The 24,056-nt window shown below is 35.6% G+C and carries 21 protein-coding genes; 4 read left to right on the plus strand and 17 right to left on the minus strand.

Features of this window, described 5'->3' with window-relative positions:
- Positions 1-9: 9 nt before the first annotated feature.
- Together NSU17_RS04210 and NSU17_RS04215 are read right to left on the minus strand one after the other, a co-directional pair.
- Positions 10-657, minus strand: a complete 648-nt coding sequence (locus NSU17_RS04210) for a TVP38/TMEM64 family protein (protein ID WP_340704361.1) — start codon at positions 655-657, stop codon at positions 10-12.
- Positions 658-668: 11 nt separating this feature from the next.
- On the minus strand, positions 669-1,220 hold the full coding sequence (locus NSU17_RS04215) for a helix-turn-helix domain-containing protein (protein WP_340704362.1): 552 nt from the start codon (positions 1,218-1,220) through the stop codon (positions 669-671).
- A 266-nt stretch (positions 1,221-1,486) separates the two neighbouring features.
- Here NSU17_RS04215 and NSU17_RS04220 point away from each other — a divergent pair, with 266 nt between their 5' ends.
- Together NSU17_RS04220 and NSU17_RS04225 are read left to right on the plus strand one after the other, a co-directional pair.
- Entirely contained in the window at positions 1,487-2,221 is a 735-nt protein-coding gene (locus NSU17_RS04220; RefSeq protein WP_340704363.1) for an AzlC family ABC transporter permease, read from the plus strand.
- A complete protein-coding gene (locus NSU17_RS04225; RefSeq protein WP_016839259.1) occupies positions 2,218-2,541 on the plus strand; it encodes an AzlD domain-containing protein in 324 nt (107 codons plus the stop codon). Before NSU17_RS04220 ends, NSU17_RS04225 begins: the two co-directional genes overlap by 4 nt.
- 158 nt (positions 2,542-2,699) lie before the next feature.
- On the opposite strand, the gene NSU17_RS04230 is transcribed toward NSU17_RS04225, so the two are convergent.
- From NSU17_RS04230 to NSU17_RS04265, 8 genes are all read right to left on the minus strand, one after another.
- Complete coding sequence (locus tag NSU17_RS04230; protein ID WP_340704364.1) at positions 2,700-3,866, minus strand: PDZ domain-containing protein; 1,167 nt, start codon at positions 3,864-3,866, stop codon at positions 2,700-2,702.
- 244 nt (positions 3,867-4,110) lie between these two features.
- Complete coding sequence (locus NSU17_RS04235; RefSeq protein WP_340704365.1) at positions 4,111-5,550, minus strand: S41 family peptidase; 1,440 nt, start codon at positions 5,548-5,550, stop codon at positions 4,111-4,113.
- Between the two features lie 69 nt (positions 5,551-5,619).
- Positions 5,620-6,201: a peroxiredoxin family protein gene (locus NSU17_RS04240; RefSeq protein WP_340704366.1), complete on the minus strand. Its 582-nt coding sequence runs from the start codon at positions 6,199-6,201 to the stop codon at positions 5,620-5,622.
- A gap of 172 nt (positions 6,202-6,373) precedes the next feature.
- Positions 6,374-7,603, minus strand: coding sequence for a murein hydrolase activator EnvC family protein (locus tag NSU17_RS04245; protein WP_340704367.1), 1,230 nt, complete (start codon positions 7,601-7,603; stop codon positions 6,374-6,376).
- Positions 7,604-7,623: 20 nt separating this feature from the next.
- On the minus strand, positions 7,624-8,523 hold the full coding sequence (gene ftsX / locus NSU17_RS04250) for a permease-like cell division protein FtsX (RefSeq protein WP_340434611.1): 900 nt from the start codon (positions 8,521-8,523) through the stop codon (positions 7,624-7,626).
- The gene (gene ftsE, locus NSU17_RS04255; RefSeq protein WP_340434522.1) at positions 8,513-9,199 is read right to left on the minus strand and encodes a cell division ATP-binding protein FtsE; all 687 of its coding nucleotides are present in this window, start codon (positions 9,197-9,199) and stop codon (positions 8,513-8,515) included. The genes ftsX and ftsE overlap by 11 nt, the downstream gene beginning before the upstream one ends.
- 428 nt (positions 9,200-9,627) lie before the next feature.
- Complete coding sequence (locus NSU17_RS04260) at positions 9,628-10,989, minus strand: IS4 family transposase (RefSeq protein ID WP_340704368.1); 1,362 nt, start codon at positions 10,987-10,989, stop codon at positions 9,628-9,630.
- Between the two features lie 799 nt (positions 10,990-11,788).
- Complete coding sequence (locus NSU17_RS04265; protein WP_339287653.1) at positions 11,789-12,913, minus strand: IS4 family transposase; 1,125 nt, start codon at positions 12,911-12,913, stop codon at positions 11,789-11,791.
- Between the two features lie 191 nt (positions 12,914-13,104).
- Here NSU17_RS04265 and NSU17_RS04270 point away from each other — a divergent pair, with 191 nt between their 5' ends.
- Positions 13,105-13,542, plus strand: coding sequence for a hypothetical protein (locus NSU17_RS04270; RefSeq protein WP_340704369.1), 438 nt, complete (start codon positions 13,105-13,107; stop codon positions 13,540-13,542).
- A gap of 121 nt (positions 13,543-13,663) precedes the next feature.
- Here NSU17_RS04270 and NSU17_RS04275 read toward each other — a convergent pair whose 3' ends face one another.
- From NSU17_RS04275 to NSU17_RS04300, 6 genes are all read right to left on the minus strand, one after another.
- A complete protein-coding gene (locus tag NSU17_RS04275; RefSeq protein WP_340704370.1) occupies positions 13,664-13,972 on the minus strand; it encodes a hypothetical protein in 309 nt (102 codons plus the stop codon).
- Between the two features lie 280 nt (positions 13,973-14,252).
- Complete coding sequence (locus tag NSU17_RS04280) at positions 14,253-15,482, minus strand: DUF4097 family beta strand repeat-containing protein (protein WP_340704371.1); 1,230 nt, start codon at positions 15,480-15,482, stop codon at positions 14,253-14,255.
- A gap of 740 nt (positions 15,483-16,222) precedes the next feature.
- Positions 16,223-16,774 (minus strand): ECF transporter S component, encoded by a 552-nt coding sequence (locus NSU17_RS04285; RefSeq protein WP_340704372.1) that lies wholly within the window; start codon positions 16,772-16,774, stop codon positions 16,223-16,225.
- 276 nt (positions 16,775-17,050) lie between these two features.
- Positions 17,051-19,918, minus strand: a complete 2,868-nt coding sequence (uvrA, locus tag NSU17_RS04290) for an excinuclease ABC subunit UvrA (protein WP_096550490.1) — start codon at positions 19,916-19,918, stop codon at positions 17,051-17,053.
- Positions 19,919-20,053: 135 nt separating this feature from the next.
- The gene (gene uvrB, locus NSU17_RS04295; RefSeq protein ID WP_340704373.1) at positions 20,054-22,036 is read right to left on the minus strand and encodes an excinuclease ABC subunit UvrB; all 1,983 of its coding nucleotides are present in this window, start codon (positions 22,034-22,036) and stop codon (positions 20,054-20,056) included.
- Between the two features lie 262 nt (positions 22,037-22,298).
- On the minus strand, positions 22,299-22,535 hold the full coding sequence (locus NSU17_RS04300; RefSeq protein ID WP_096550488.1) for an IDEAL domain-containing protein: 237 nt from the start codon (positions 22,533-22,535) through the stop codon (positions 22,299-22,301).
- Between the two features lie 352 nt (positions 22,536-22,887).
- On the opposite strand from NSU17_RS04300, the gene NSU17_RS04305 reads away from it, so the two are divergent.
- Complete coding sequence (locus NSU17_RS04305) at positions 22,888-23,424, plus strand: competence protein ComK (RefSeq protein WP_096550487.1); 537 nt, start codon at positions 22,888-22,890, stop codon at positions 23,422-23,424.
- On the opposite strand, the gene NSU17_RS04310 is transcribed toward NSU17_RS04305, so the two are convergent.
- A complete protein-coding gene (locus NSU17_RS04310; protein WP_016839245.1) occupies positions 23,414-23,791 on the minus strand; it encodes a hypothetical protein in 378 nt (125 codons plus the stop codon). The two genes, NSU17_RS04305 and NSU17_RS04310, sit on opposite strands and share 11 nt — an antisense overlap.
- Positions 23,792-24,056 lie beyond the last annotated feature (265 nt).

Consider the following 24,056-nt stretch of genomic DNA (forward strand, 5'->3'; position numbering starts at 1 on the left):
TTACCAAGCTTAATCTTTATAAGTTATTTTTAATTTCTTATTCTTTCTAAGTCTCGATACTTCTTTTAATTCTCTTTCAACACGTTTATTTAAATATCGTTCAATTTGCTTTCCGATAATCCATAATAAGAAAATTGCGACAATGACAAGTACTAATTTTGTGGGACTTCGCAATAATGCGCCGATATCGTAACCAAGTAAACTAATTGTTAAAATCATTACACATTTTCCTGCCAACAACACGACGAAGTAATATTTTTTCTTAATATTGGAAAGCCCTGCCACGATATTGACTAATACGGATGGTGTAAAAGGGAAACACAATAATAAAAACAGTGGGGCAATTCCTTTCATATCTACCCATTGAATGAGTTTTTGCATCTTTTCATACTTAATGAATTGTTGGACCCTACGATTATTTCCAAATCTACGAACGAGCAAAAAGACCGAATAAGACCCCAATACTGTTCCACCCCAGGAAAGTAAAAAACCAAACCAAAGCCCGTGAGAACTTGCATTGGCTACTACGAAAACAACTAGAGGTAGGAACGGCAAAAAGGATTCTAAGAAAGGAAAAAGGATTCCAATTAGCGGTCCTAGTGTTCTATATTGTGCTTCCAATGCTTCAATATTTTCTACCGTAAACCATTCACTCACCTGTTCCACCTCTATCGATATTGAATAATTAAATGTAAAATCGTCACCTTATCTGTTGGATTTTCGTATTGGTGCGGCTGATTAGCAGAAAATACGAGCGTTTCACCTTCTTCTAAACATTCCTTCATATTGCCGCATTGGACAACTGCCTGTCCTTCTATGACCGTAACTGTTTCCTCTACTCCTTCCGTGTGGGGCTCACTTTTATGTATCACCCCGGGATCCATTTCAATTTTATAAAATTCCCAACCCCGTTCCGGACTATAAGGGATAATGGAATATACACGGTATTTGCCATTTTCTTCAGACACATATGTAGAAGGATCCACACTATATTTTTGGAAAAATGTTTTCGGTGGCTGTAAAAGGGATGAAAATGAAATTTTTAACCCTGCAGCTATTTTCCAAAGGGTTGAAACAGTTGGATTTGCTTCACCCTTTTCAATTTGGGCAAGCTGTGCCTTACTTACATCAGTAGCTTTTGCCACATCATCCAAACTTAAACTCCGCTCTTTCCGAATTTTTTTTAATTGTATACCAATATTACGACTCATTTGATCCATTTTTTCATTCCACCCTATTGTCTATTTTAAAAGACAAATGTATACTATACTAAACGAAATGTGAATGTTCTGATTTTTTATTTTCTGTTTATTACCATTAATTAGCGATTATTTAAATTAAATGATCTCTGTATTTATCATAATACAAAATTTCTCTTTGTACTGTAACGATGATTTAGTCATTTATGCTGCTTACTGCGAAAATTCCGTCAATCTTTTAAAACAGTATTTTTCATTTATTATATTTGAAAATTTAGTAGAAAGGAATGGATAGTGTGGCAACGGAAGTCAAGGAAGTGAATCAACGTTTTTCTGATGACTCCTTTTTACAAGGTGCGAAGGATTGCGTTCCTACATTATTAGGTTACATAAGTATAGGGCTTGCTTTTGGGGTAGTAGGCGTCACATCAAATTTATCGATTTTAGAAATCTTTCTACTTTCGGCACTAGTTTATGCTGGCAGTGCACAGTTCATTTTTGCAGGTTTATATTTAGCGGGAGCCCCAATGTACATCATGGTTATTACAACGTTTATTGTTAACTTACGATTCTTTTTAATGTCGCTTACTGTAGCACCGCATTTAACTCGTTATTCTGCTTTACGCAATGTCGGCTTTGGTTCGCTTATAACAGATGAAACGTTTGGTGTTGCGATTACAAAAATAGGACGAGAACAATATCTTGGTGGTCGTTGGATGGATGGTTTAAATTTAACCGCCTATTTTACATGGATCGCAGCTTGTGTTGTTGGAGGTCTTGTAGGAAATTGGATTCCAAATGCTGAAGCTTTTGGTCTTGATTATGCGTTAGTAGCGATGTTTATTGCGTTGCTAGTTTTAAACTTAGCAAATGTTCATAAAAGAAAACTCATGCATTATTTAAAATTAATCGGTTGTGTTTTTGGAAGCTTGTATATTCTTTCTTATTTCATGCCTGGTCATTTAGCTGTGCTTTTATCGACGATTATTGTAGCAACGATTGGGGTGTTGACTGAAAAATGACGACTACGCTATCCATGTTTTTACTTATTTTAGGATGTGCTTTTGTTACGTGGGTACCACGCGTTACTCCATTTATATTAGTACGGAATATCCAATTACCGAATATCGTATTGCGTTGGCTCCAATTTATACCCGTATGCATTTTAAGCGCACTTGTATTTCAAGCCTTACTTCGTGAAGAAGGGAAATTTGTCACATTTGATATAGAAAGTACTATTGCATTCATCCCAACATTACTTGTAGCAATTTGGACGAAAAGTTTATCCATAACAGTTGTCGTAGGTGTGTTGACGGTAGCTGTATTGAGAAATTTCTTTTAATTACATCGGCGTTGCGACAATTTCGCACAGAGCCGATGTTTTTTATTGTGAAAATCACTTTCTTGTATTATCAGATTTTCCTCCATTGGTGAACGAGTCCCCAAACATAACGAAAATGGCCTAATTCTCTTTAAAGAAGAATTAAGCCATTTCGTATGTTACTCTACTACTAACAATCCAATGCGGTAATGGTCTTTACTATGGACGACATGCTGCGTTAAGCGCAATTCATTTTGATGATTTAATACTTCCAATTTACAATGAGCCGCATTGATTTGAAGGGCTTTATACAATTCCAATTCATTGTGCACTTCCATACCGTTTACTTTGCGAATAACCTCTCCTGCTTGAAGCCCCATTTTTTCTGCCGGTGAGTTCGGTAAAACAGCAGCAATCATCACACCATTTGGACGCGCAGAAACGGCATAGACATCACGACGCTCTCGAACTTTATAAATATAGGAGATTATTAAACGAAGGAATGCGCCGACGAATACAGTCACAACTGCAACAATAGGATAAAAATATCCTACAAGTCCTCCGATTAGCACCAATTCCCCTAAAATGAAAATCGCCCTTGATAATTTAGGATATACATTTAACGGCAATGAACGTCTCGTCTTTTGCTGGAATCCGATGATAGCAGGGAACAAAATCAATGTAAATTGTTGATGGTTTAGTGAAAATTGTGGCCACCACGGAAAATAAGCATCAATTGCTTGTCCAGGAATTACGAAAAAAATCGGCAACAACCAAATTTTTTTCGTGAAGAAAGCAACGCCATGTAATCCCCTTTTTGACTTTTCGATAATAGGGGATGCATAATGCAATCCATATTTCTTCATTAAGCGACTTTCCGCCATTAACAATAACCCTGCAACCAATGCGCATGTTACCGCAGTTCCTTCAAGTACGTTTACCCCTTGAATTGTCAACCCTAATAATTGAAAGGACCAATTTTGAATATTCATCAAGATTATGGCAGCCATACTCAAGGCAAACAGAATGATTGGTGAAAGTAAATGAAACTGATAAAGAACAAGTCCTAATATACTGAAAGCTGTAACAAAGAATAATAGTTCAACTGATTGAGTCAATCCGAAAAAGAGGGTAATGACGGAAATAATGAGCGCTAACCATACCCCTTCTTTTATGAGGCCTGCAAATTCCGACCAACCCCATAAAATTCGAATATTGAAATGTTTTCTCTCTCTTTTAACTCGTACATATCCTAAAAAAATCGACATAAAAATTGCAATATACAATAGAGGATTTAAAAACATTCTGCCGATTGCACGAAACAATTCTATTAATATCTCGATCACTCATCCCACCGCCGTTTCCTACTACTACTATTGTTCATTTTATCAAAGGAATGAAAATTTGCGTAGCATCAATATACCCGTCTTCCAACATAAAATAAAATCATGCACCACACATCATTTCTGACAATTTAGAAAATTTACATATAGTTTATCATTTTTAAGATAAATATGGTAATATTTATGGAAATCTTTGATACAAAAAGCTGCCTAGAAATGTATTCTAGACAGCCTCACCTTCAAAACGTTAAATATCCCCCTTGATTCTATGAAGTATTACACTTAAGCCCATTTCCAACTGTACATCATGTTCCATATCTTCTTTATATAAAGCGACTTGATCTCGAATGCTTGCGAAAAACTCGTCATCCATATGTCTTCCGCTTTTTAAATCATGTTTTTGCCGATAGGAAGCCACTGCTTCTGCTGTTTGTTCATCATAAAATCCGTCAGTCCTCACCATGTTATAGCCCAATCCATTTAATACCTTTTGAACGTAGGCAATCTCTTCACTATAATCTCCTTCAGCAAATTCGCCTCGCAGCGGTGTAATTTCCATTGCAAATAGCGGATGTTGTTCCACTTCGATATCCGACTCGATTCCTTTTCCATGAATCCAATCTCGATCAGGAGTAAGCCATTTATTCGTTGATAATTTTAATTCCCCACCATTTTCCAAATCATAAGTTTCTTGAACCGTTCCTTTTCCAAAACTTTTTAATCCTACAATAATTGCACGATTCCAACTTTTTAGCGCTCCTACCATCACTTCGCTTGCCGATGCACTTCCTTCATTTTGGAGAACTACTAAAGGAATGACCTTCATTTTCTTCAAATAGTCCTCATCAACGTCAAGTTTTGTTGTTTTAATTGCTTCAAGCTTTCCTTCTGCATTTTGCATATAAGCAAAAACTTCTCCATCTTTCCCGATGCTACTTACGACGCCAGCAACGCTATGTAAATAACCTCCAGGATTATCGCGCAAATCGACTATCAATCCTTTTACATCATCCGATATCAATCTCGCAGTTGCTTCGATCCATTCTTCTACCGTCTCTTCTCCAAACATTGATATGGAAATGTATCCAACTTTTGTATCATCAATCGGAATCACTTTCCATGATACCGTTTGATTATCAATTTCTGCTCGCTCAACCGTTATTTTAATATGCCTGTCTGTGCTTGGACGATATAAGACTAAGGTTACTTTTTCTCCAGCTTTCCCTTGAATTAATTGCAACAACTCCCCAAGGGTTTTGCCCTCTAAACGCACACCATCCACTTCTACAATTTCATCATAAGGACGTATACCTGCTTTTTCAGCGGGAGATGATTTAACAGGCGATACAACGATAAATTTTCCATCTTTTTCTGTAATTTCAATACCTATACCAACCCGTTGTCCTGCTAAAGACTGACGATGAATGGCTGCTTCTTTTTCGGTATAGTACGTGCTATACGGATCCTTAATTGCTTCCGTCATTCCTCTTAACGCGCCTTCAATCAAATCCTTATCTTTTGTGTCAAACACTGATTTTTCTTTTATGAGTGAAAAAGCTTGGTCAATTACAGGGATATTGCTTCCTTTTACTGCTGTTTCGGATTTCATATCACTTTTCCAATACACAATGATGGCAGCTAATAAACAAACAATTGCCAAAATGAAAAAAAATCGACTCTTTCGCACTCACTTTCCTCCTCTCGTTCAATCTATGTAAGAACGAGTGGTAATAACACATGCAAAAGAGCGATTTTTTTACTCTAAATTGGTAATATAATCTCTTAACGTGTCTAGGTCTAGCGGTCCTAAAATCTGTTTTTCAATTTCTCCTTTTGTATTAATCATGAATGTGGAAGGAATTGTGTATACTTTATATGTTAAATTTAATCCTTCTTCTTCCATTAGGAGAATGGGAAATGTTAAATCATAACTTTTCACGAAGTTTTGAACATTGGTTAAATTGTCATTAAAAGTAAGATTTACTGCAACAATTTCCACATTATCTTTCTTTGCATATTTCTTATAATATTCTTGGAAATAAGGCATTTCGTCTTTACAAGGTGGGCACCAGGATGCCCAAAAATTTAAAATGACTTTTTTTCCTTTTAAATCAGAAAGGGTCATTGTATTCCCATCTAAAGTTTTTAAAGTAAAATCCGGTGCAGGCTTTCCTAACCCAACACTTTGGGGGCTGTCGAATTTCACTTCATACCCAGGAATATTATCATCAAGGGTATTTTTATTTCTATCCAATTGTTTATTGATAAACGTAGTGACTGCAATGACTACTAATGCTATTATGAGCAATGCACTTATCACTTTCTTCTTGTTGTTCATTCAACCCCTCCAGATTGCTCCAAATGAAACCCATGTACTTATAGAATAACATAAATTTAGCAGAGTACATCTGGAGAATCTATGTCAAAATGATGAAAACCGTAACTGAATAGCTATAAAAATAAATGGCTGCATAGAAAACAATACTTTCTATGCAGCCTTTATACTTTCATTATAGTGAAATATAGCGAAGTGGGTTTTGGACGCCGGCAGTTTGTCCTCTCCAAGTACCGATATGAACTTCAAAATGCAAGTGAGGACCTGTGGAACGACCAGTGGAGCCCATTTCAGCAATTTGTTGCCCTTGTTTCACGACATCCCCAACACTTACATTAAAGGATCTTAGATGAGCATATAGTGTTGTATAGATTTCACCGTTGATATTGTGAGTAATCATCACAACATTTCCGTAAGTACTCAGTGATGAAGCATATGTCACAACTCCGTCAGCAGATGCAACAATTGGCGTTCCTGCACTATTTGCTAAGTCAATTCCATAGTGGAAATCAGGACCATAACCAAGATTTCGCCAACCATAACCACTTGTTAAAACACCGTTTGTCGGTTTCATAAATCCGCTATCTGAAACTGGTAAATTACCTGCAGATTGAGCTTTGCTTAATTGTTGTCTTTGGATTTCTGCGATTTGTTCTTGCAGTTCTTTACTGATTTCGAGATACTCGGAATATTGTTTTTCTAATAATTTTTTCTCGTTTAATAGTTTTTGTTGTTCTTTTTCGAGTTCATCTATTAATCTATTTTTTTCTTGTTTTTGAGAAGTTAAAGATGCTTTTAAATTTTCTAGTTTTGATTGCTGTTCTTCAAGTTTGCGTTTCGTATTTTCAAGAACTAATTTTTGTTCTTCTAATTTCTGTTGGTCATTTTTTTGATCACGAATAATTTGGCGATCCGCCTCAATTAATGTATTAACCGCTGAAAAACGATCAATAAAATCAACAAAACTGTTTGAACCTAACATAACATCTAAGAAAGTGACAGAACCATTTGCTTGAAGAGCACGTGCCCGTTCTTCTAACAATGCATTTCGCTCATCAATCTTTTTCTGAAGCTCTTCGATTTCCTCTTCCAACGCTTCAATTTTTTCATTTGCTTGTCCAATCTCATTTTCTACTTGTTTAATTTCTTCATTCGTTTTCGAAATTTGATTCACAAGCTGATCAATTTGAGCTAACAATTGTTCTTGTTTGGTTTGATTTGATTTAAGTTCATTGGATTTTTGATGAATTTGTGCATTCAATTGTTTTTTCTGTTGCTCTACTTGACTTTGTTTATTTTTTAAATCCGACAAGTTCGCTGCATAGGTAACTGGTATTTGTATGAATAATAGTACAGCTACTAGAGCAGCAAATAATTTGAAATGGTGTTTTGCAAAGTTCCCCATCAAATAGTTCCTCCTTCAGCTTAATAGACTTTCAGGAATTTTCTTACAGACATGAAGCTGCCCCAAACTCCTATAAAGATACCAAGCACTAAAATGATTAAATTCACTTGATAGATTAGAGGAGTTACTTCTAACAGTTGTAACATTTTACCATGAATTTTTGGGGTCAATTTGTGGTAAAGGTTATAGTAAACGACAGATACGACAATCATTGGAATTATCGATCCAAATATACCAAGCCACAATCCTTCGAATAAAAACGGAATTCGTACAAAAGAGCTTGTTGCCCCTACAAGTTTCATAATTTCAATCTCATCACGACGAGCAATGATTGTAATGCGAATTGTATTGTAAATCAAGAAAATCGCCGTAAATAAAAGACCTAAAATTAATACGAGGCCAATATTGCGACCAGTATTTAAGTAATTAAACAAATTTTCAACTTTTTCTTCTCCGTAAATGACATCATATGTATGGTCAAACTTTTCGATTTTCTTCGCAAGATCTGCTGTTTGTTCTGGCTCTTTTGCCTTTACATATAAAACGTTTCTTAACGGATTGCTTTGTTCATATAAGCTAAAATCTTCACCATAGTTTTCTATTAAAATTTGTAATTCGTCTTCTTTTGACGAGTATTTTACTTCTGCAACATCCGGTAAACTTTGCACTTGACGAATTAACTTATCTTCTGCAATCTTCATTTCTTCAGGATCGTTAATAATATCAATCAGAACGCGGATTTCTACATCATTCTCAATATTGTCTGCAAAATGATTTAAGTTCATCATCACTAATGCAAAAATACCAACTAACAAAAGGGTTACAGTAACTGCACTGATGGAAGCGATTGACATCCAACCGTTACGGCTCAAACTTTTTAAACTTTCTCGAAAATGACGTTGGAGGGTTTTATATTTCATAACCATATTCACCTCCGAAAACGTCTCTTACAATCATACCACCTTCAATTGCAATCACTCGCTTGCGAATTCGATTGACAATTTCTCGGTTGTGAGTTGCCATGACAATGGTCGTTCCCATCGTATTAATTTCTTCGAAGATTCTCATAATCTCCCAAGAAATTTCCGGGTCAAGGTTTCCTGTAGGCTCGTCCGCAATCACAACTTTTGGCATATTCACAATGGATCGAGCAATCGAAACTCGTTGCTGTTCTCCCCCTGATAATTCGCTTGGAAACATGCGAACTTTATGTTTTAGCCCCACCAGTTCCAACACTTCCATAACCCGTTTACGAATAACTTTTGGATGTTCTTCAATTACTTCCATTGCAAAGGCAACGTTTTCGTAAACAGTTAATTTTGGAAGCAATTTAAAGTCTTGGAACACAATACCAAGCTGCCTTCTAAAGTGAGGAACTTCCTTTCGTTTTAATTTTGATGTATTGACGCCATTTATGATGACTTCTCCAGAAGTAGGTACTTCTTCACGATACATAAGTTTAATGAATGTCGATTTCCCAGCCCCTGAGGGACCGACAACATAAACAAATTCACCTTGCTTTATATCTACAGAAATACCGTTTACAGCTACTACACCATTCGGGTATTTTTTGTAAACTTCTTTCATATATATCATTAATTTTCACCTAATTTCTATCTATAGTAAATTCACCAATTCATATTATATCACTTTATAGAACGCATAATTTTACATTTTCGTTTCATTCCTCAACAAAACTTACCAATTTCCTAATAAACTAGAAAAAAAGCAAGCACCAGAAAATTTAATTCAATAATCAATAAAAAAAATCCTTCTATTTTCAAAAAAATATTAATAATTTATCGAATAGATTTCATATGTTCGATCTTTTTAGAGAAATTTTTTTCTTCTTTTAATATAGAATAAATACCGTCAACTCTACCAAAATGAATTTATATCATTGTTTTTTAATGATTCTATAAACGAAAAACCGACTTGACTATGCTCTTTTGATATTTCGACATATTTGCCGTTATAAATATCATCCACTTTATCCCCTCCTTTACTATTTTATTTTTATTAACTCAACTTTCGCACACAGTAATATTTAAGCATTGCTTGATATAATTAGGTATAGTAACCAACCATTTATTCATTTGATTTTTAAAGATGTCCATGTTTAAAGAAACCTTGGCTTCCGCCAAAGTTTGGAAAAGGTCAATAAGTGATTGAAGGGCAGTAATAAAATCTATGTCTTTTACATCTTCGCAAAGGATGTAAAAAAGGTTGCCAATCGTCTTAGGATCCTCCTCTTTTCGCATTTGCCAAGCAATGAGAATATATCGTGTAAAAACAATGGTTGTATGGCTAATTAACATGTCGTAGGAACGTCCCTGGAATTCTTTCTCTAAATTTAAAAGGGATTTATTGCATTTGAAGAAGACTTCAATGTCCCAACGCATGCCGTAAATACGAATGATCTCTTCATTTTCTAATGTTGTATCTGTGCTGAGAATGGCAAGCCATTCGCTCCGTTTATTACGGTTTCGTACAAATAGAATTTTTACTGGAATTCCATTGTCTAAAGTAGCATAAACGGATCCGAGAATGTCTTTTTTACCCATGTGAGGTTTTGCCAATTTGTAAAGTTGATTCAGTGTGAAACGTTCACCATTGTAAACGTATCGCTGCTTTAATTGCTTCACCATGCCAATGACAAATAACCCTTTGTTCGTAATCTTCTCAATTAAAGGCGCTTGTGTAAACCAGGAATCCATGAGAACATAGTCAGCTATAATCCCTTTTTCAAGCGCATGATCAAGTAAAGCTGAAGCCACGTCCGGTTTTGATTTCAGAGCTTCCTGGCGACGCTTATAGCCAGATGTTCGTTTATCAATATTGGTATTGATTTCTTGCAGGCGATTTTCCTTTTTCGGTGAACTTAGAAGAGCAAAATCAACGGGAATAAAAGTAAAACTATCGGTCCAGCCAAGGGTAAGCATTTGAAACCCTTTCAAGTACTGATGGGTAGAGTGATCAAAAACCTTAGCCAACAGTTCAACCGACTTACTACGGTTTCGTGAAAAGACAGAATCATCAATCACAAAAGCTGTGACACGATCTTTTGAAGTTAATGGTTGAAGCAGACGGATCATTTCACTGCTTAATGAAAGCAGAAACTTTCTCCAATGATAGGTTGGTGTATTTAAAAAGCGATAGACTGTATCCTTTCCGGGCAGATCCTGAGATCGTTTACTCATAAAAGCACGAAACCAGTTCTTATATTGGAAGACTAAAAGAAAAATCAGTTTGAAAACAGTAAGACAAGAATACCCGGAAAGTTTCGTAATATTCGCTTTTCTTAAATGATATCCAATATTTAATTCGGAAAATCCTTGTTTAATTTCTTTTGGTAATTGCGCAAAGTAGTCTTTATTCGTTATCATAGTGGTGACACCTTTCTTTTGGATTTGGTTTCGTCACCAATATTTTACCAAAAGAATAGGTGTCTTTCTTTATGTTTTAAAAAATGTCAAATGATAATTTTGTACTTCCCAAAACCATTTACATCAAGCATTTAAACAAGATTTTGGACTGCGAAAGTTGAGTTATTAAGTAAAAAAAATGATATGTCATTAATACATTTTGACCTTATTATTCCAAAAGCACCTTAACCTTCCCACCACATTCACAAGTGATTTATAGGGAATCAATTTGAAATAATCGGTAAATTGATAAGCAAAATCCGATTGCTGCTGAATATTTGAATCATTGCAGAGTCAATTAGGAATGAAAATTTTCGAAATACGTTTAGAAAGAGGTTTAACTCAAAAACAGTTAGCTAACTTGCCAAAGCAACTTTTGAAAAGGATTTAAAAGAGGCTCTAAAAGATCCTGAGTGCATGCTTCAAAGACGTTATGAACTTGGCTTAACAGAGCAACAATTTGCTGAACGTTGTGGCTTAAAAGTAGAATTGATTGATGATATTGAATTTGCTAATTATGAAAATTTAGATATAACAATGATTAGGTTATATGTAAAGAGTAATATCCAGAAATTCTTAATTTTGTAAAAAATATATTGTTTTTAAAAATTATATCACTACCGTCGCATAAATAATGTCTGAATTTTCAGTTTTATTTTTTCTGGACTTTAGAGAAAAAACGAAAACACCTAAGCGAGGGTAGTAAACATCCATTTTTTTACTATAACCTATGACTTGTGCAACAACGACTGGCAAACCTTTATGGGACGCCGTTTCCTTCGATTTTTCGTAACCAAATGTGAGCGGATTTCCACAAAGAAGCCTTCAAATAGCGACTAATTTGTAAGTAACTGCGTTCGCTATTCGTGTTCAACTGAGCTAAAACATTCAGACAGTACACTATCATGGCTACGTACACTTGATTATGTACAGCTTGTTCACTGTGACCAAAAAACTTTTTAATGTTCAGATGTTGTTTCATCCATTTGAAAAAAAGTTCGATTGCCCAACGTGATTGGTAGATTTCTGCAATTTCATCTGCGTCAATGTCAAACCGATTTGTCAGTAAATGAAGCTCATTTCCTTTTGTATCATGCAATTTGAGTAAGCGAAACACGTTTTCAGAACGATTTTGTGGTGTTCCAATGACAACCATTTCATCAGAGAATACGGGTGAATCTTCTGGTAACGAAAAGGATTCTAACACTCGGACAACAGCGTTTTTACGCAAACGGGTCACAAAGAAATAGCCATCTTCCGTCATTTGATCAAAGCGCCCATAATCCAAGTAACCACGATCAAACACGTACATGCATTCTTTGTCATCCACGAATACTTCTAGTTGACCACGATCATGTTCGTTGGCATTCGTGAGTACGGCTTTATCTGGATAGGAGAGTCCTTTTTCCATAAAAACAAGTCGTAAGTGAAGCTTTACTCCTGATTTTGTTTTTCGAAACTCTGCCCACTTATGATTGGTCAAATTAAGCGGTAATGTACTCGAATCAATGATTTTCAAAGGCGTTGTCACTTTTCTTCTTGTTTGGAAATTGGTTTTCCGATGAATTTGTGCCACTAAATCGAGAAAAATCGTTTGAAAGAACTCAGTTGGGATGGTATTGATTCGTCTCCCTAACTGTGAAAAACTAATCGATTCCAATCCCGTTGCTCGTTGTAATTCTTCTAAAAAGACAGCGTCACTCAACGCCCGTAAACTCTCGGTTTCATGGAGTTGGGCATACAAAAGCAGTTTCATAAATGAAGCCATATAAAGCTTCTTGGTATAGTGATTTAATTGATGTGTTTTCACTAGGTCGTCAAATAATGGACGATTAATCGGTGAAAACCATTGTTCAAATGATGTTTTTCGTGTAAACTTATCCATAGTTTCGTCCTTTGTATTGGATTTGGATGGTTTACTACCACCCAACCATTATAAAGGATTTTTTTGTGTTCAGATTATATTTCAGAAAATTCGGTTTATTTGAAGGTGTTAAATTATTTTAATGCGACGCTAGTGAAATTATATTTTTTCGTTAAAATTGGAGTTACTATAATGGGAGAGGGGAAAAAAGGGTGAAAAAGAAAAATTTGATTATACTGGCAGTTATAAATTTTATTATAGTCTTTGCATTATTGATTGATAATTCAGGGTATGTTGAATTTAATGAAATCATAATGCTGGCTATTTCCTTTGTATTTTTTGTTATTTTGATAGAATCTATAAATTCAAAAAGAAGATTCAAATTCGTTATCAATACACTCATCTACATTGCATATTTGATTATAATCATGCTCGCTGATTTGACTGTTGATCATTTCATATTTTCTTTTAAAGATATTGTATATGATGGTAGACATTTAACTCTATTAGAAGAAATTGCTGAATTTAAAGATGATATGTTGGTAATTACTTTGTACATTATTGTTCCATACATTATTTTATATTTCATCGTTTACACAATTAAATTTTTCAACAAAAAAACTAGCTTCAAGATAGGAAAAAGTAAATAACTACACTAAAAAGTTTTTCTATTGGATATTATCTGTGCCGTTCTAGCTTTTTCAGAATATCATTGTTACTATTTCTTTTCCCAACCTATTGGTATAAGATGATTTGAATTAATATGGCAAATTAAAATAATTTTTCTCCTTTTTCAAGTAACACTCCAATGGAATTGCCTATATAATCAGAAGTTTGTAAAATAAAAGGAATTATCATTTTGCTTCCTGTATCTGAATCTATCCAACAAAAATTTACATAAACATTTGTTACATTCTGGCTCTGTATAATTTTTAAAAGTTCTTTCTTTAAAAATAACCCTTCTCTTTGAATAAATGATCTTAAAAAAGGTTCCCATCCAGCATGTGTATAGTGATTAATCTCATTTTTCATCTTCAGCAACTTTTTAGTGATAACAGTTAAATCATTTTGCTTTAACATTCACTTCCTCCCTTGATTATTTTTTATAATCAAAAAAGCGATAGCTCACTCCAAAAAGGAGTAAAACTATCGCTTTTTTAAAATGTATCTATTTATTCTAATAACAATACATTTTTTTCCAACATCCGTTACAAATACAGTCGATATGATTAACCGTATTTATGGTCATCTTACAAAAGATTCGGGTGATGCTCTAATTAGCATTTTTAGCGACAGTTTGAAAGCAAGTAGGGCTAAAATTGGGCTAATGAATAAAAAAAAGCCAGGAACCCTGAAAATATCAGGATTCCCCGCCTATCGTTGTATATCGAATGATGATGCTTCCTGTGCGGGATTCACCAGTCATTTTTAATACAGGGGCATTTTCGATAATCTTATCGAAATGCACTGTTTTCGTAAGGAATTGATCTTCAACTATTCGTGTCATCACATCTGATAGACCAAGATCTACTTTCCCTACATTTGTTGTTGCAGATCCGTTAATTGAAACCGTTTTTGGAACATATAGCTCCACTGCCCCTGCAACGGTTTGTGCCTTCACTTTTCGAGCATTTTTATCATTGGTTGTCACGATAACTGCTCCGTTCACTGATTCCGCTTCTACTTCTCGAAGTTCTCCGTCTACATAAATTCGGCCATTCACTGTTTGAACTTCTAAATCTTCACCTTTTACGCGAACAATTTCAATGGCACCATTTCCGGATTGCACATCGGCATTTTCAAATTGTCCATCCATATATTTAATTGAGCCATTATAAGTGCGGATTTTCACAAGTTTAGCATTTAACTCATTGATGGAAATGCCGCCATTCAGTAGTTTCATTAACACAATGTCGTACTCTTTCTCAGGAATCATGATACGTACATTTACTTGCGTTAATTTAGATGAGCATTTTAATTCTAGTTTTCCATCTTCAAATTTTACGAACTCCCGTTCAAATGCAGCGATTGTTTGCTCTTCATCATTATCGATCATGAATGTTTTTACTTTGGCAACCACTTTCAACTCACTTGTTTCAGAACGTACAGCTTCCACTTTCCCATTTGGAATTTCAATTTGAATTCCTCTCACTTCATTGCCATTAAAGGAATATTGCTTTTCAAAATCAATTTTTGTATTGTTCAATGGGAAATCTAAGTCAAAATCTTTCAGTTTTTTTAACGTTGTCCCAAATACGCCCATTAAACGACTTGAAAACTCGGTCAAATCTTCTTTGATTTCGTTCATGAACTCATCCATCTTTTTATTAAATTCTTTGTTGTTAAAGTTTTTCCCAAAAATATCTTCAAATCCAGTTGTTTTTTGGGAATGATCAGTAGTAGATTGCTGTTGAGATTGGTGACTTTGTTCTTCATTGGAAAGTGGTAATGAAACTGCGCTGGATTGAGATTGAGTCTGTGTTGCTGAATCTTGTTTTTTATTTAACGCTTCAAGTAAAGTGATAGCTTCTTCCGCAGAGATGGCACCTTCTTCAACTAATTTAATAATCCGCTTACGTTCATTATCCATAATTACTGCCTCCCTCTTTGTTCTATACCATTTATACGTTAGAATTCCCAAAAAAGTTTCTTTTTTCATCAAGTTTTGTTTGGAATGCATGACGATATGATGAACAATTTTGAGAGGCATTATTCTATGAAATTTGAAATTTTCTAGTGAAGTTTTGTCTGCGGGTTTTCCGCTTACTTCAATAGAAATATTATTGAATTCGAATCATGAAATTGCCCCTTCAGGAAAACTATTTGTAGCTTCTGCCTTTAAGATATTGCTAAATCTCATAAGTTATTAGCTACTTTGGTTAAAAAATTGGCGACTTTCCCAAAGATATTTGCCTATCGAAAAAAATGCTACTTCTGCTTTCGCTATATTGGCCATTTCCTGTAAGTTATTAGCCACTTGCGACTATTTATTGGCCACTTTCCCAAATTTATTTGCCTTTCAAAAAAATGCTACTTCTGTTTTTGCTATATTGGCCAATTCCTGTATGTTATTAGCCACTTGCGATTATTTATTAGCCGCTTTCGCAAATTTATTTGCCTTTCAAAAAAAATGCTACTTCTGTTTTCGTTATATTGGTCAATTCCTGTAATTTATTTGCCACTTACGACTATTTATTGGCCACTTTCCCAAAGATATTGGCCTACCAGAAAAAATGCTACTTTTGCTTTTGCTATATTGGCCATTTCTTGAAAGTTATTAGCCACTTTAGATTCTATTTTGGCCAATGTCATAACAATATCGGCCATTCATCATCTAGTAATTGAAGCAAAATAAGGAATTTTTTTCAGTACCATGCAAACTGGAATTGCAATGATTATGCCGATTCCATTTTGTACAAGATCGCCTGGAATAGAAGCTAGCGGCATAATGAAACTTGAAAACATAATCGCTTCACCGATGTAATATACCCCCACCATCACAGGAATGGATACAATCGTTGCAATGATATTTTTAGCAAGGCTATCTCCACGGCTTCCATTTGACCAAGCAATTTTTCCAACAATATACCCTTGTAAAGCTCTAGATATAATTGTAATTGGAGCCCAAACAAGCCATCCGCCAACGAGATCAAATAGCCCCATGCCGACAGCACCCGCAATTGCACCTTTTTTTGGACCAAATAAGATAGAAGCAATAAATAGCATTGCAGTTCCTAAATGTACTAGACCTCCATTCGATGCAATGGGCAACTTAATATTCAAAAATATCGTAGAAATGAAAACTAATGCAACCAACATTGCTTGAATGGCTAAATCGGTCGTTTTTCCACGTTGTTTTGAAAGAGTATTTGTCTTCTGCATTTTTTCTACCCCTCTGATGTAATAAAATTTATCATTACATTAGCAGAAGATTGGCACCTATAAAAGTGTCAATTATTATAAAAACTACAAGGTCAGTTTGATTTGTAAGTATTTTTGTGCAAGCGTCGTTTTTGGTTTTGATTATTAAATTCAAAGAAAAATGCACTTGCTTAATAAGACGTTTGCCAACGTTGCATTCACATTTACCAAACGAAAAAAATAGCAACTCAAACGTTATCATCGTTTGAGCTGCTTATTCATATCTAGCTTATTTGCTTACTGATCCGCAATTTGCGCCAATAATTGTTCCATTCTTTTACGATCTCTCTCTAAAATAGGCTTTAAATATTGACCTGTATAGGAATTTTCATGGGCTGCAACCTCCTCAGGTGTACCAGTTGCTACGACTGTGCCCCCTTTATCTCCGCCTTCTGGACCTAAATCGATAATATAGTCTACCGTTTTTATTACATCTAAATTATGCTCAATCACAAGAACCGTATCCCCATTATCAACAAGGCGCTGCAACACTGTTAAAAGCCTTGCAATATCATCTGCATGAAGCCCTGTTGTTGGCTCATCTAAAATGTAGAAGGATTTACCTGTCGAACGACGATGCAATTCAGAAGCTAGCTTTACCCTCTGTGCTTCTCCTCCAGACATCGTTGTGGCAGGTTGTCCTAATTTCATATAACCTAGTCCTACATCTACAAGTGTTTGCAGCTTTCGATGGATTTTTGGAATATTCTCGAAGAACACGGTTGCTTCTTCAATGGTCATATCTAAAACTTCTGCAATGTTTTTGCCTTTATATTTTACTTCCAATGTTTCGCGATTATATCGTTTTCCGTGGCACACTTCACATGGTACATACACATCCGGTAAAAAGTGCATTTCGATTTTAATAATTCCGTCGCCGGAACAAGCTTCACAGCGGCCTCCTTTAATGTTGAAGCTAAAGCGGCCTTTTTTATAGCCCCGCACTTTCGCCTCATTAGTCGCTGCAAAGACATCACGAATATCATCAAATACCCCTGTATATGTTGCTGGATTGGAGCGAGGTGTACGGCCGATTGGCGACTGATCGATATCAATTACTTTGTCTAAATGTTCGAGTCCCGTAATTTCTTTATGTTTCCCTGGTTTTGTTCTTGCACGGTTTAAATCCTGTGCAAGTTTTTTATATAAAATTTCATTGACTAATGTCGACTTTCCAGAACCTGAGACTCCTGTTACCGCCACAAACATGCCTAATGGAATGTCTACCTTAATATTTTTTAAGTTGTTTTCAGCGGCGCCTTTAATTGTAATTTTTCGACCATCTGGCTTTCTTCGTTCACGAGGAAGAGGGATGAATTTTTTACCGCTCAAATATTGTCCAGTAATGGATTTTTCATTTTTCATCACTTCTTCAGGTGTTCCCGCTGCCACAATTTCTCCACCGCGAGAACCAGCACCAGGGCCGACATCAATTAAATAATCTGCAGCAAGCATTGTATCTTCATCGTGTTCTACAACAAGCAACGTATTACCAATATCGCGCATCGTTCTTAACGTATTAATTAATTTGTCATTATCCCGCTGATGCAAACCAATGGACGGTTCATCCAGCACATATAAGACGCCTGTTAACCGAGAACCGATTTGCGTCGCCAAACGAATGCGTTGCGCTTCACCGCCGGATAATGTTCCTGCTGTGCGGCTTAATGTTAAATATTCCAAGCCGACATTTAGTAAAAATTCTAGACGTTCTTTTATTTCTTTTAAAATTAAGCGGGCAATTTGCATATCTTTTTCTGAAAATTGGATGTTAAGAAAATAATTATAGAGTTCCGCTACAGATAAATTTGTCACTTCCGCAATATTTTTTCCGTCAATCCTTACAGCAAGGCTTTCTTTTTTTAGTCGTTGCCCTTTACATGATGAACATCGCTGCTCATTCATGAATTTCTCCATCGTTTCACGCACCCAATCCGATGAAGAATCTCGATAGCGACGTTCAATATTGTGAACGACTCCTTCAAAGACAATTTCTTTGTTGTGAACGCTGCCATATTCACTTTCATAATGGAAGTGGATTTTTTCATCTTTTGAACCGTATAAAATAATATCCATTTGTTCATCCGACAGTTGGGATACCGGCACATCCATTGGAATATTGAAATGTTTACATACCGCTTTCAACAATTGTGGATAATATTGGGAACTAGATGATTCCCAAGCAGCTATTGCATTTTCTTCTAATGTTTTATTCCAATCGGGAATCAATAAATCGATATCTACTTTTAATTTGGAGCCGAGCCCATCGCACTCTGGACATGCCCCAAAAGGACTATTGAATGAAAACATGCGAGGCTCTAATTCCCCAATAGAAAAGCCACATATCGGACAAGCATGATGTTCGCTAAATAATAGTTCCTCATGTTCCATTACATCGACAATCACACGACCATCTGCAAGTTTTAAGGCTGTTTCGAGAGAATCGCTTAATCGTACTTCAATGCCTTCTTTTACAACAATTCGGTCAACGACAACTTCAATATTATGCTTTTTATTTTTATCTAGCTCGATATGATCGTCTAAATCGCGCAATTCTCCATCGATTCGAACACGGACAAATCCTTGCTTTTTCAAATCCTCAATGAGTTTGGCATGAGTCCCTTTTTTCCCGGAAATCACCGGAGCAAGTAGCTGCACCCTAGTTCGCTCCGGATATTCCATAATACGGTCAACCATTTGTTCAATCGTTTGCGATGTAATTTCAATATCATGAGTTGGACAAACAGGCTTCCCAATCCGAGCAAACAATAATCGCAAATAGTCATAGATTTCCGTAACCGTCCCTACAGTTGAACGAGGGTTACGGCTTGTTGTTTTTTGGTCAATGGAAATTGCCGGTGATAAACCTTCAATGGAATCAACATCTGGCTTGTCCATTTGTCCTAAAAATTGACGGGCATAGCTGGATAATGATTCTACATATCGTCGTTGCCCTTCTGCATAAATCGTATCAAAAGCAAGCGATGATTTACCGGAACCTGAAAGCCCTGTCAAGACAACAAGTTGATCCCGCGGTATCGTTACATCAATATTTTTTAAGTTATGTGAACGTGCCCCTCGCACGACAATTTGTTTATTTTCCACACTCGTCACCTTTCTAAATTCAAATGTATATTGTGCAGCACCTTTTTCACTTAAAGTAGTGAGACTTAAAGCAGTACGGGAAATTCATCTTTCCACTGGCAATCCCAAATTTGTGAAGCTTTTGGCGGTGGTCTGTCACCTTTCTGCTTTTAATTCAAAAATTGTATCTCGCAATTCAGCTGCGCGTTCAAAATCCAATGCTTTCGCAGCCTCTTTCATTTCTTGTTCAAGGGATGCAAGCAGTTTATCCAATTCGGATTTCGTTAATTTCTTACCTTTCGTTACTTTTGTAATATATTTTTCTTCTGCTTCTGCTGTCTGTGTTGCACGAATAAGTTCAGGAATTTCTTTTCGAATCGTTTTTGGTGTTATACCGTGATCTTTATTATAAGCTTCTTGAATGGAGCGACGACGTTTTGTTTCTTCAATTGCTTTTCTCATCGAATCTGTTATCGTATCCGCGTACATAATAACATGTCCGTTTGCGTTGCGTGCTGCTCGTCCTATCGTTTGGATTAAAGATGTTTCCGAACGCAAGAATCCTTCTTTATCGGCATCGAGTATGGCGATTAACGAAACTTCTGGAATATCCAGCCCTTCTCGCAATAAGTTAATGCCCACAAGCACATCGAAGGTACCTTTTCTCAGTTCACGAATGATTTCAATTCGCTCGAGAGTTTTAATTTCAGAGTGAAGATACTCGACTTTAATTCCCATCTCTTTTAAATAATCCGTTAAATCTTCTGCCATTTTTTTCGTTAATGTGGTTACAAGTACTCGCTCATTCTTCTTCGCGCGTTTTTGAATTTCATCCACTAAATCATCAATTTGTCCTTCAATTGGACGAACGTCAATTGTTGGATCAAGAAGCCCAGTTGGTCGAATAATTTGTTCCACCATTTCGGAACAATGCTCTTTCTCGTATGGGCCAGGAGTTGCGGATACATAAATGGCTTGATGAATATGATTTTCAAACTCTTCAAATTTCAACGGACGGTTATCTAATGCTGAAGGCAGACGAAAACCATAATCTACTAATACTTGTTTCCGTGCTTGGTCACCATTATACATTCCCCGAATTTGTGGTAATGTAACGTGACTTTCATCGATTACGATTAAAAAATCATCAGGGAAGTAGTCAAGCAGCGTATACGGGGTTGCCCCTGGCTCACGCAATGTTAAGTGACGGGAGTAGTTTTCAATTCCCGAGCAGAAGCCCATCTCACGCATCATTTCCAAGTCATACTTTGTTCGTTGTTCTAAACGTTGTGCTTCTAACAGTTTTCCTTCCGCTCTAAATTTCTCAAGTTGTTCTTCTAGTTCTCTCTCGATGTTTTCAATGGCCTTTTTCATTTTTTCTTCACGAGTTACGAAGTGGGAAGCAGGATAAATCGCTACGTGGTTTCGTTCTCCTATAATTTCTCCTGTTAATGCATCGACCTCTCGGATACGATCTACTTCATCACCAAAAAATTCGATGCGAATGCAATGCTCATCTCGGGAGGCTGGGAAAATTTCCACAACATCTCCACGTACTCGAAACGTTCCCCGTTGAAAATTCACATCATTTCTTTCATATTGAACATCTACTAGTCGACGGAGCAGCTGGTTACGCTCAATTTCCATTCCTTTACGAATTGATACGACCAACTCGCGATATTCATCTGGATTACCTAAGCCATAGATGCAAGAAACCGATGCGACGATGATGACATCTCTTCTTTCGAACAATGCGCTCGTTGCAGAGTGTCGGAGTTTATCGATTTCGTCGTTGATGCTGGCATCCTTTTCGATGTATGTATCCGATTGAGGCACATACGCTTCCGGTTGATAATAGTCGTAGTAACTAACAAAATACTCTACAGCATTATTCGGAAAAAATTGTTTGAATTCGCTATATAATTGACCGGCTAGTGTTTTATTATGAGCAATGACCAACGTCGGTTTATTAACTTCTTTAATGACATTCGAAATCGTAAAAGTCTTTCCAGTTCCTGTAGCCCCGAGCAACGTTTGATGCTTTTTCCCTTCTCTGATGCCTTGGACAAGCTTTTCAATCGCTTGTGGCTGATCCCCGCTCGGCTTATAAGAAGAATGTAGTTCAAAAGCATCGGCCATAGTCAATCGTCCTTTCCCAATAGATCGTATGATTATTTTAGCATATCCAATTGTAAATATCATTTATTTTTCGAACGTATATTCTGAAATTGAGTACACCTAGATAACATTTTTTGGATGTAATTGTGAATCTCACAACGACTATTTTTCTCACAAAAGCACAGGAATTTTCAAAAAAATTGTATTGGAAATGCAAAAAAAGTCGCCTTTTGCACAGCTTGTATACTTGTGCAATAGACGACTTCTCTTTTATGGGAAATGCTTAATTCAATGACTCCTGTAATTCAATTAATTCTTGCGTATACTTATGAAATGCTTCTTCATTTCTTTCATCCAATGCTTGATCGATGAATTCCCTTAATTGCTCAATACGATGTAATCTTTGTAATCTGTTTAAAAACAAATCTACGTAAATCTCATTTAACAATTTTTCAGAATCGTTTACTACTGGATTTGAACCTGCTGCACTAAAATCTGCGTATGAATTATTTTTATCCATCGACATCACCCCGATTCCTTTTTTCTATTATAAAAAATCAGGGGTTAATTTTCAATATATTTAGAAAAATAAAACTCCCACAGTATAATATTAGGAAATTCTACTTTATTTCCCATATCATTTAGGTGTGAAAATTACTTGTGTGTACAATTATTTATACCCTTTTGAATATTGCCTCCATCCAACGTTAGAAAAGGGGTGAAAATTAAATTTTGGACGCCAAAAAACGCCCAAAAATAAATTTTGTCAGTTTTTTCTGTATATTCCAAATTTTTATTGATTTTATTCCGTTTTCTCATTATTATGATAATAAGACTATGAAATTTCCAATTTTTTAGAAAGGGTGAATTTTATGGTAGATACAGAGGTAATTGATTGGTACTATATAACTCCTAACACGTATTTAATTGAACCTGTAGAGCATAAGGGAAAACATTGCTCGCTTGTCTATGACAAATTCGGCATTTTTTACGTTGACAAAAAACCTTTGAAGCTTGTGGGTGATACTTTAAAAAAATTAGGTACTACTTACAAAGCATCAACAGACTTTTCAAAAAGGTTTTTTGGTAAGGAGAAGCACAAACTTCCAATCGTTTTGTCTTATGATCAACCTTACGCCTTTTTCCCGCTCTTATCACCCTATTCTTCTAAAAATATTTGGATAGCTCAGCACGCGATTATCAACATACAAAAATGTGAAGATAGTACAATCATAACTTTAAAAAATGATTATGAAATTACTTTACCAATACACTATCCTTCTTTTTGCACTCAATACGTATGCGCAACAATGCTTCTGAAATTCGCTTTGAAACAAAGGGAAGCCATTCATAAGGAATTAAGCCTTCTACAGATTGCTAAAGAAAAAGAAAATGCAATTATTGAATAGCTGAATGTGCTTGTGATGCCTTATTTAAGTACAAATTTAGCAATTCTTCAACCCGATTTCTCAACCGAATATTCGAATATCGTCTAACCTCTAAAATTTGTTTGTAATGAAAATGATATTCAGTAAATAATTCATCTCTTTCACCTTGGACAACTTTTAAATAATGGCTTTTTAAATATGCTTTTACATCTTGTAAATCTCTTTGTGCCAATTTTTTTGCTTCTTCAATTAAGTGGACGTAAGGGCGCTTTAGCTTAAATTGTCCATGCTCTATTAACTCGTAATCTTTTTCTAAAACGATGAGCAGCATCGGTAAATAGATGGCTGATTCCAAATACGGGACAGCTTCAATGGGAATATGCGCCACAAAAACTCCTCCCTACTAAATTTAATGATTATCAAGAAGGGAACGTATGTTCTTTTAATATTATAATACATCTTCGTAAGAAAAATGCAATGACTTATAAAAAAATTTGTCTCAGCTATTGACAAAATCGGTGAAATTAGTTAAAAAATATAGTAAATAAAGAAATTGTATCCAGTTCATTCAAGCTTATAAATTACTTAAAGGCTTGAATCAGGATATGATTTCTGATGAGTGCACTTCATTATATAAAGGAGTAATTGCAAAA

Origin of the sequence: Ureibacillus sp. FSL K6-2830, assembly GCF_038004145.1 — a bacterium.
GTDB classification, from domain to species: Bacteria; Bacillota; Bacilli; order Bacillales_A; family Planococcaceae; genus Ureibacillus; species Ureibacillus thermosphaericus.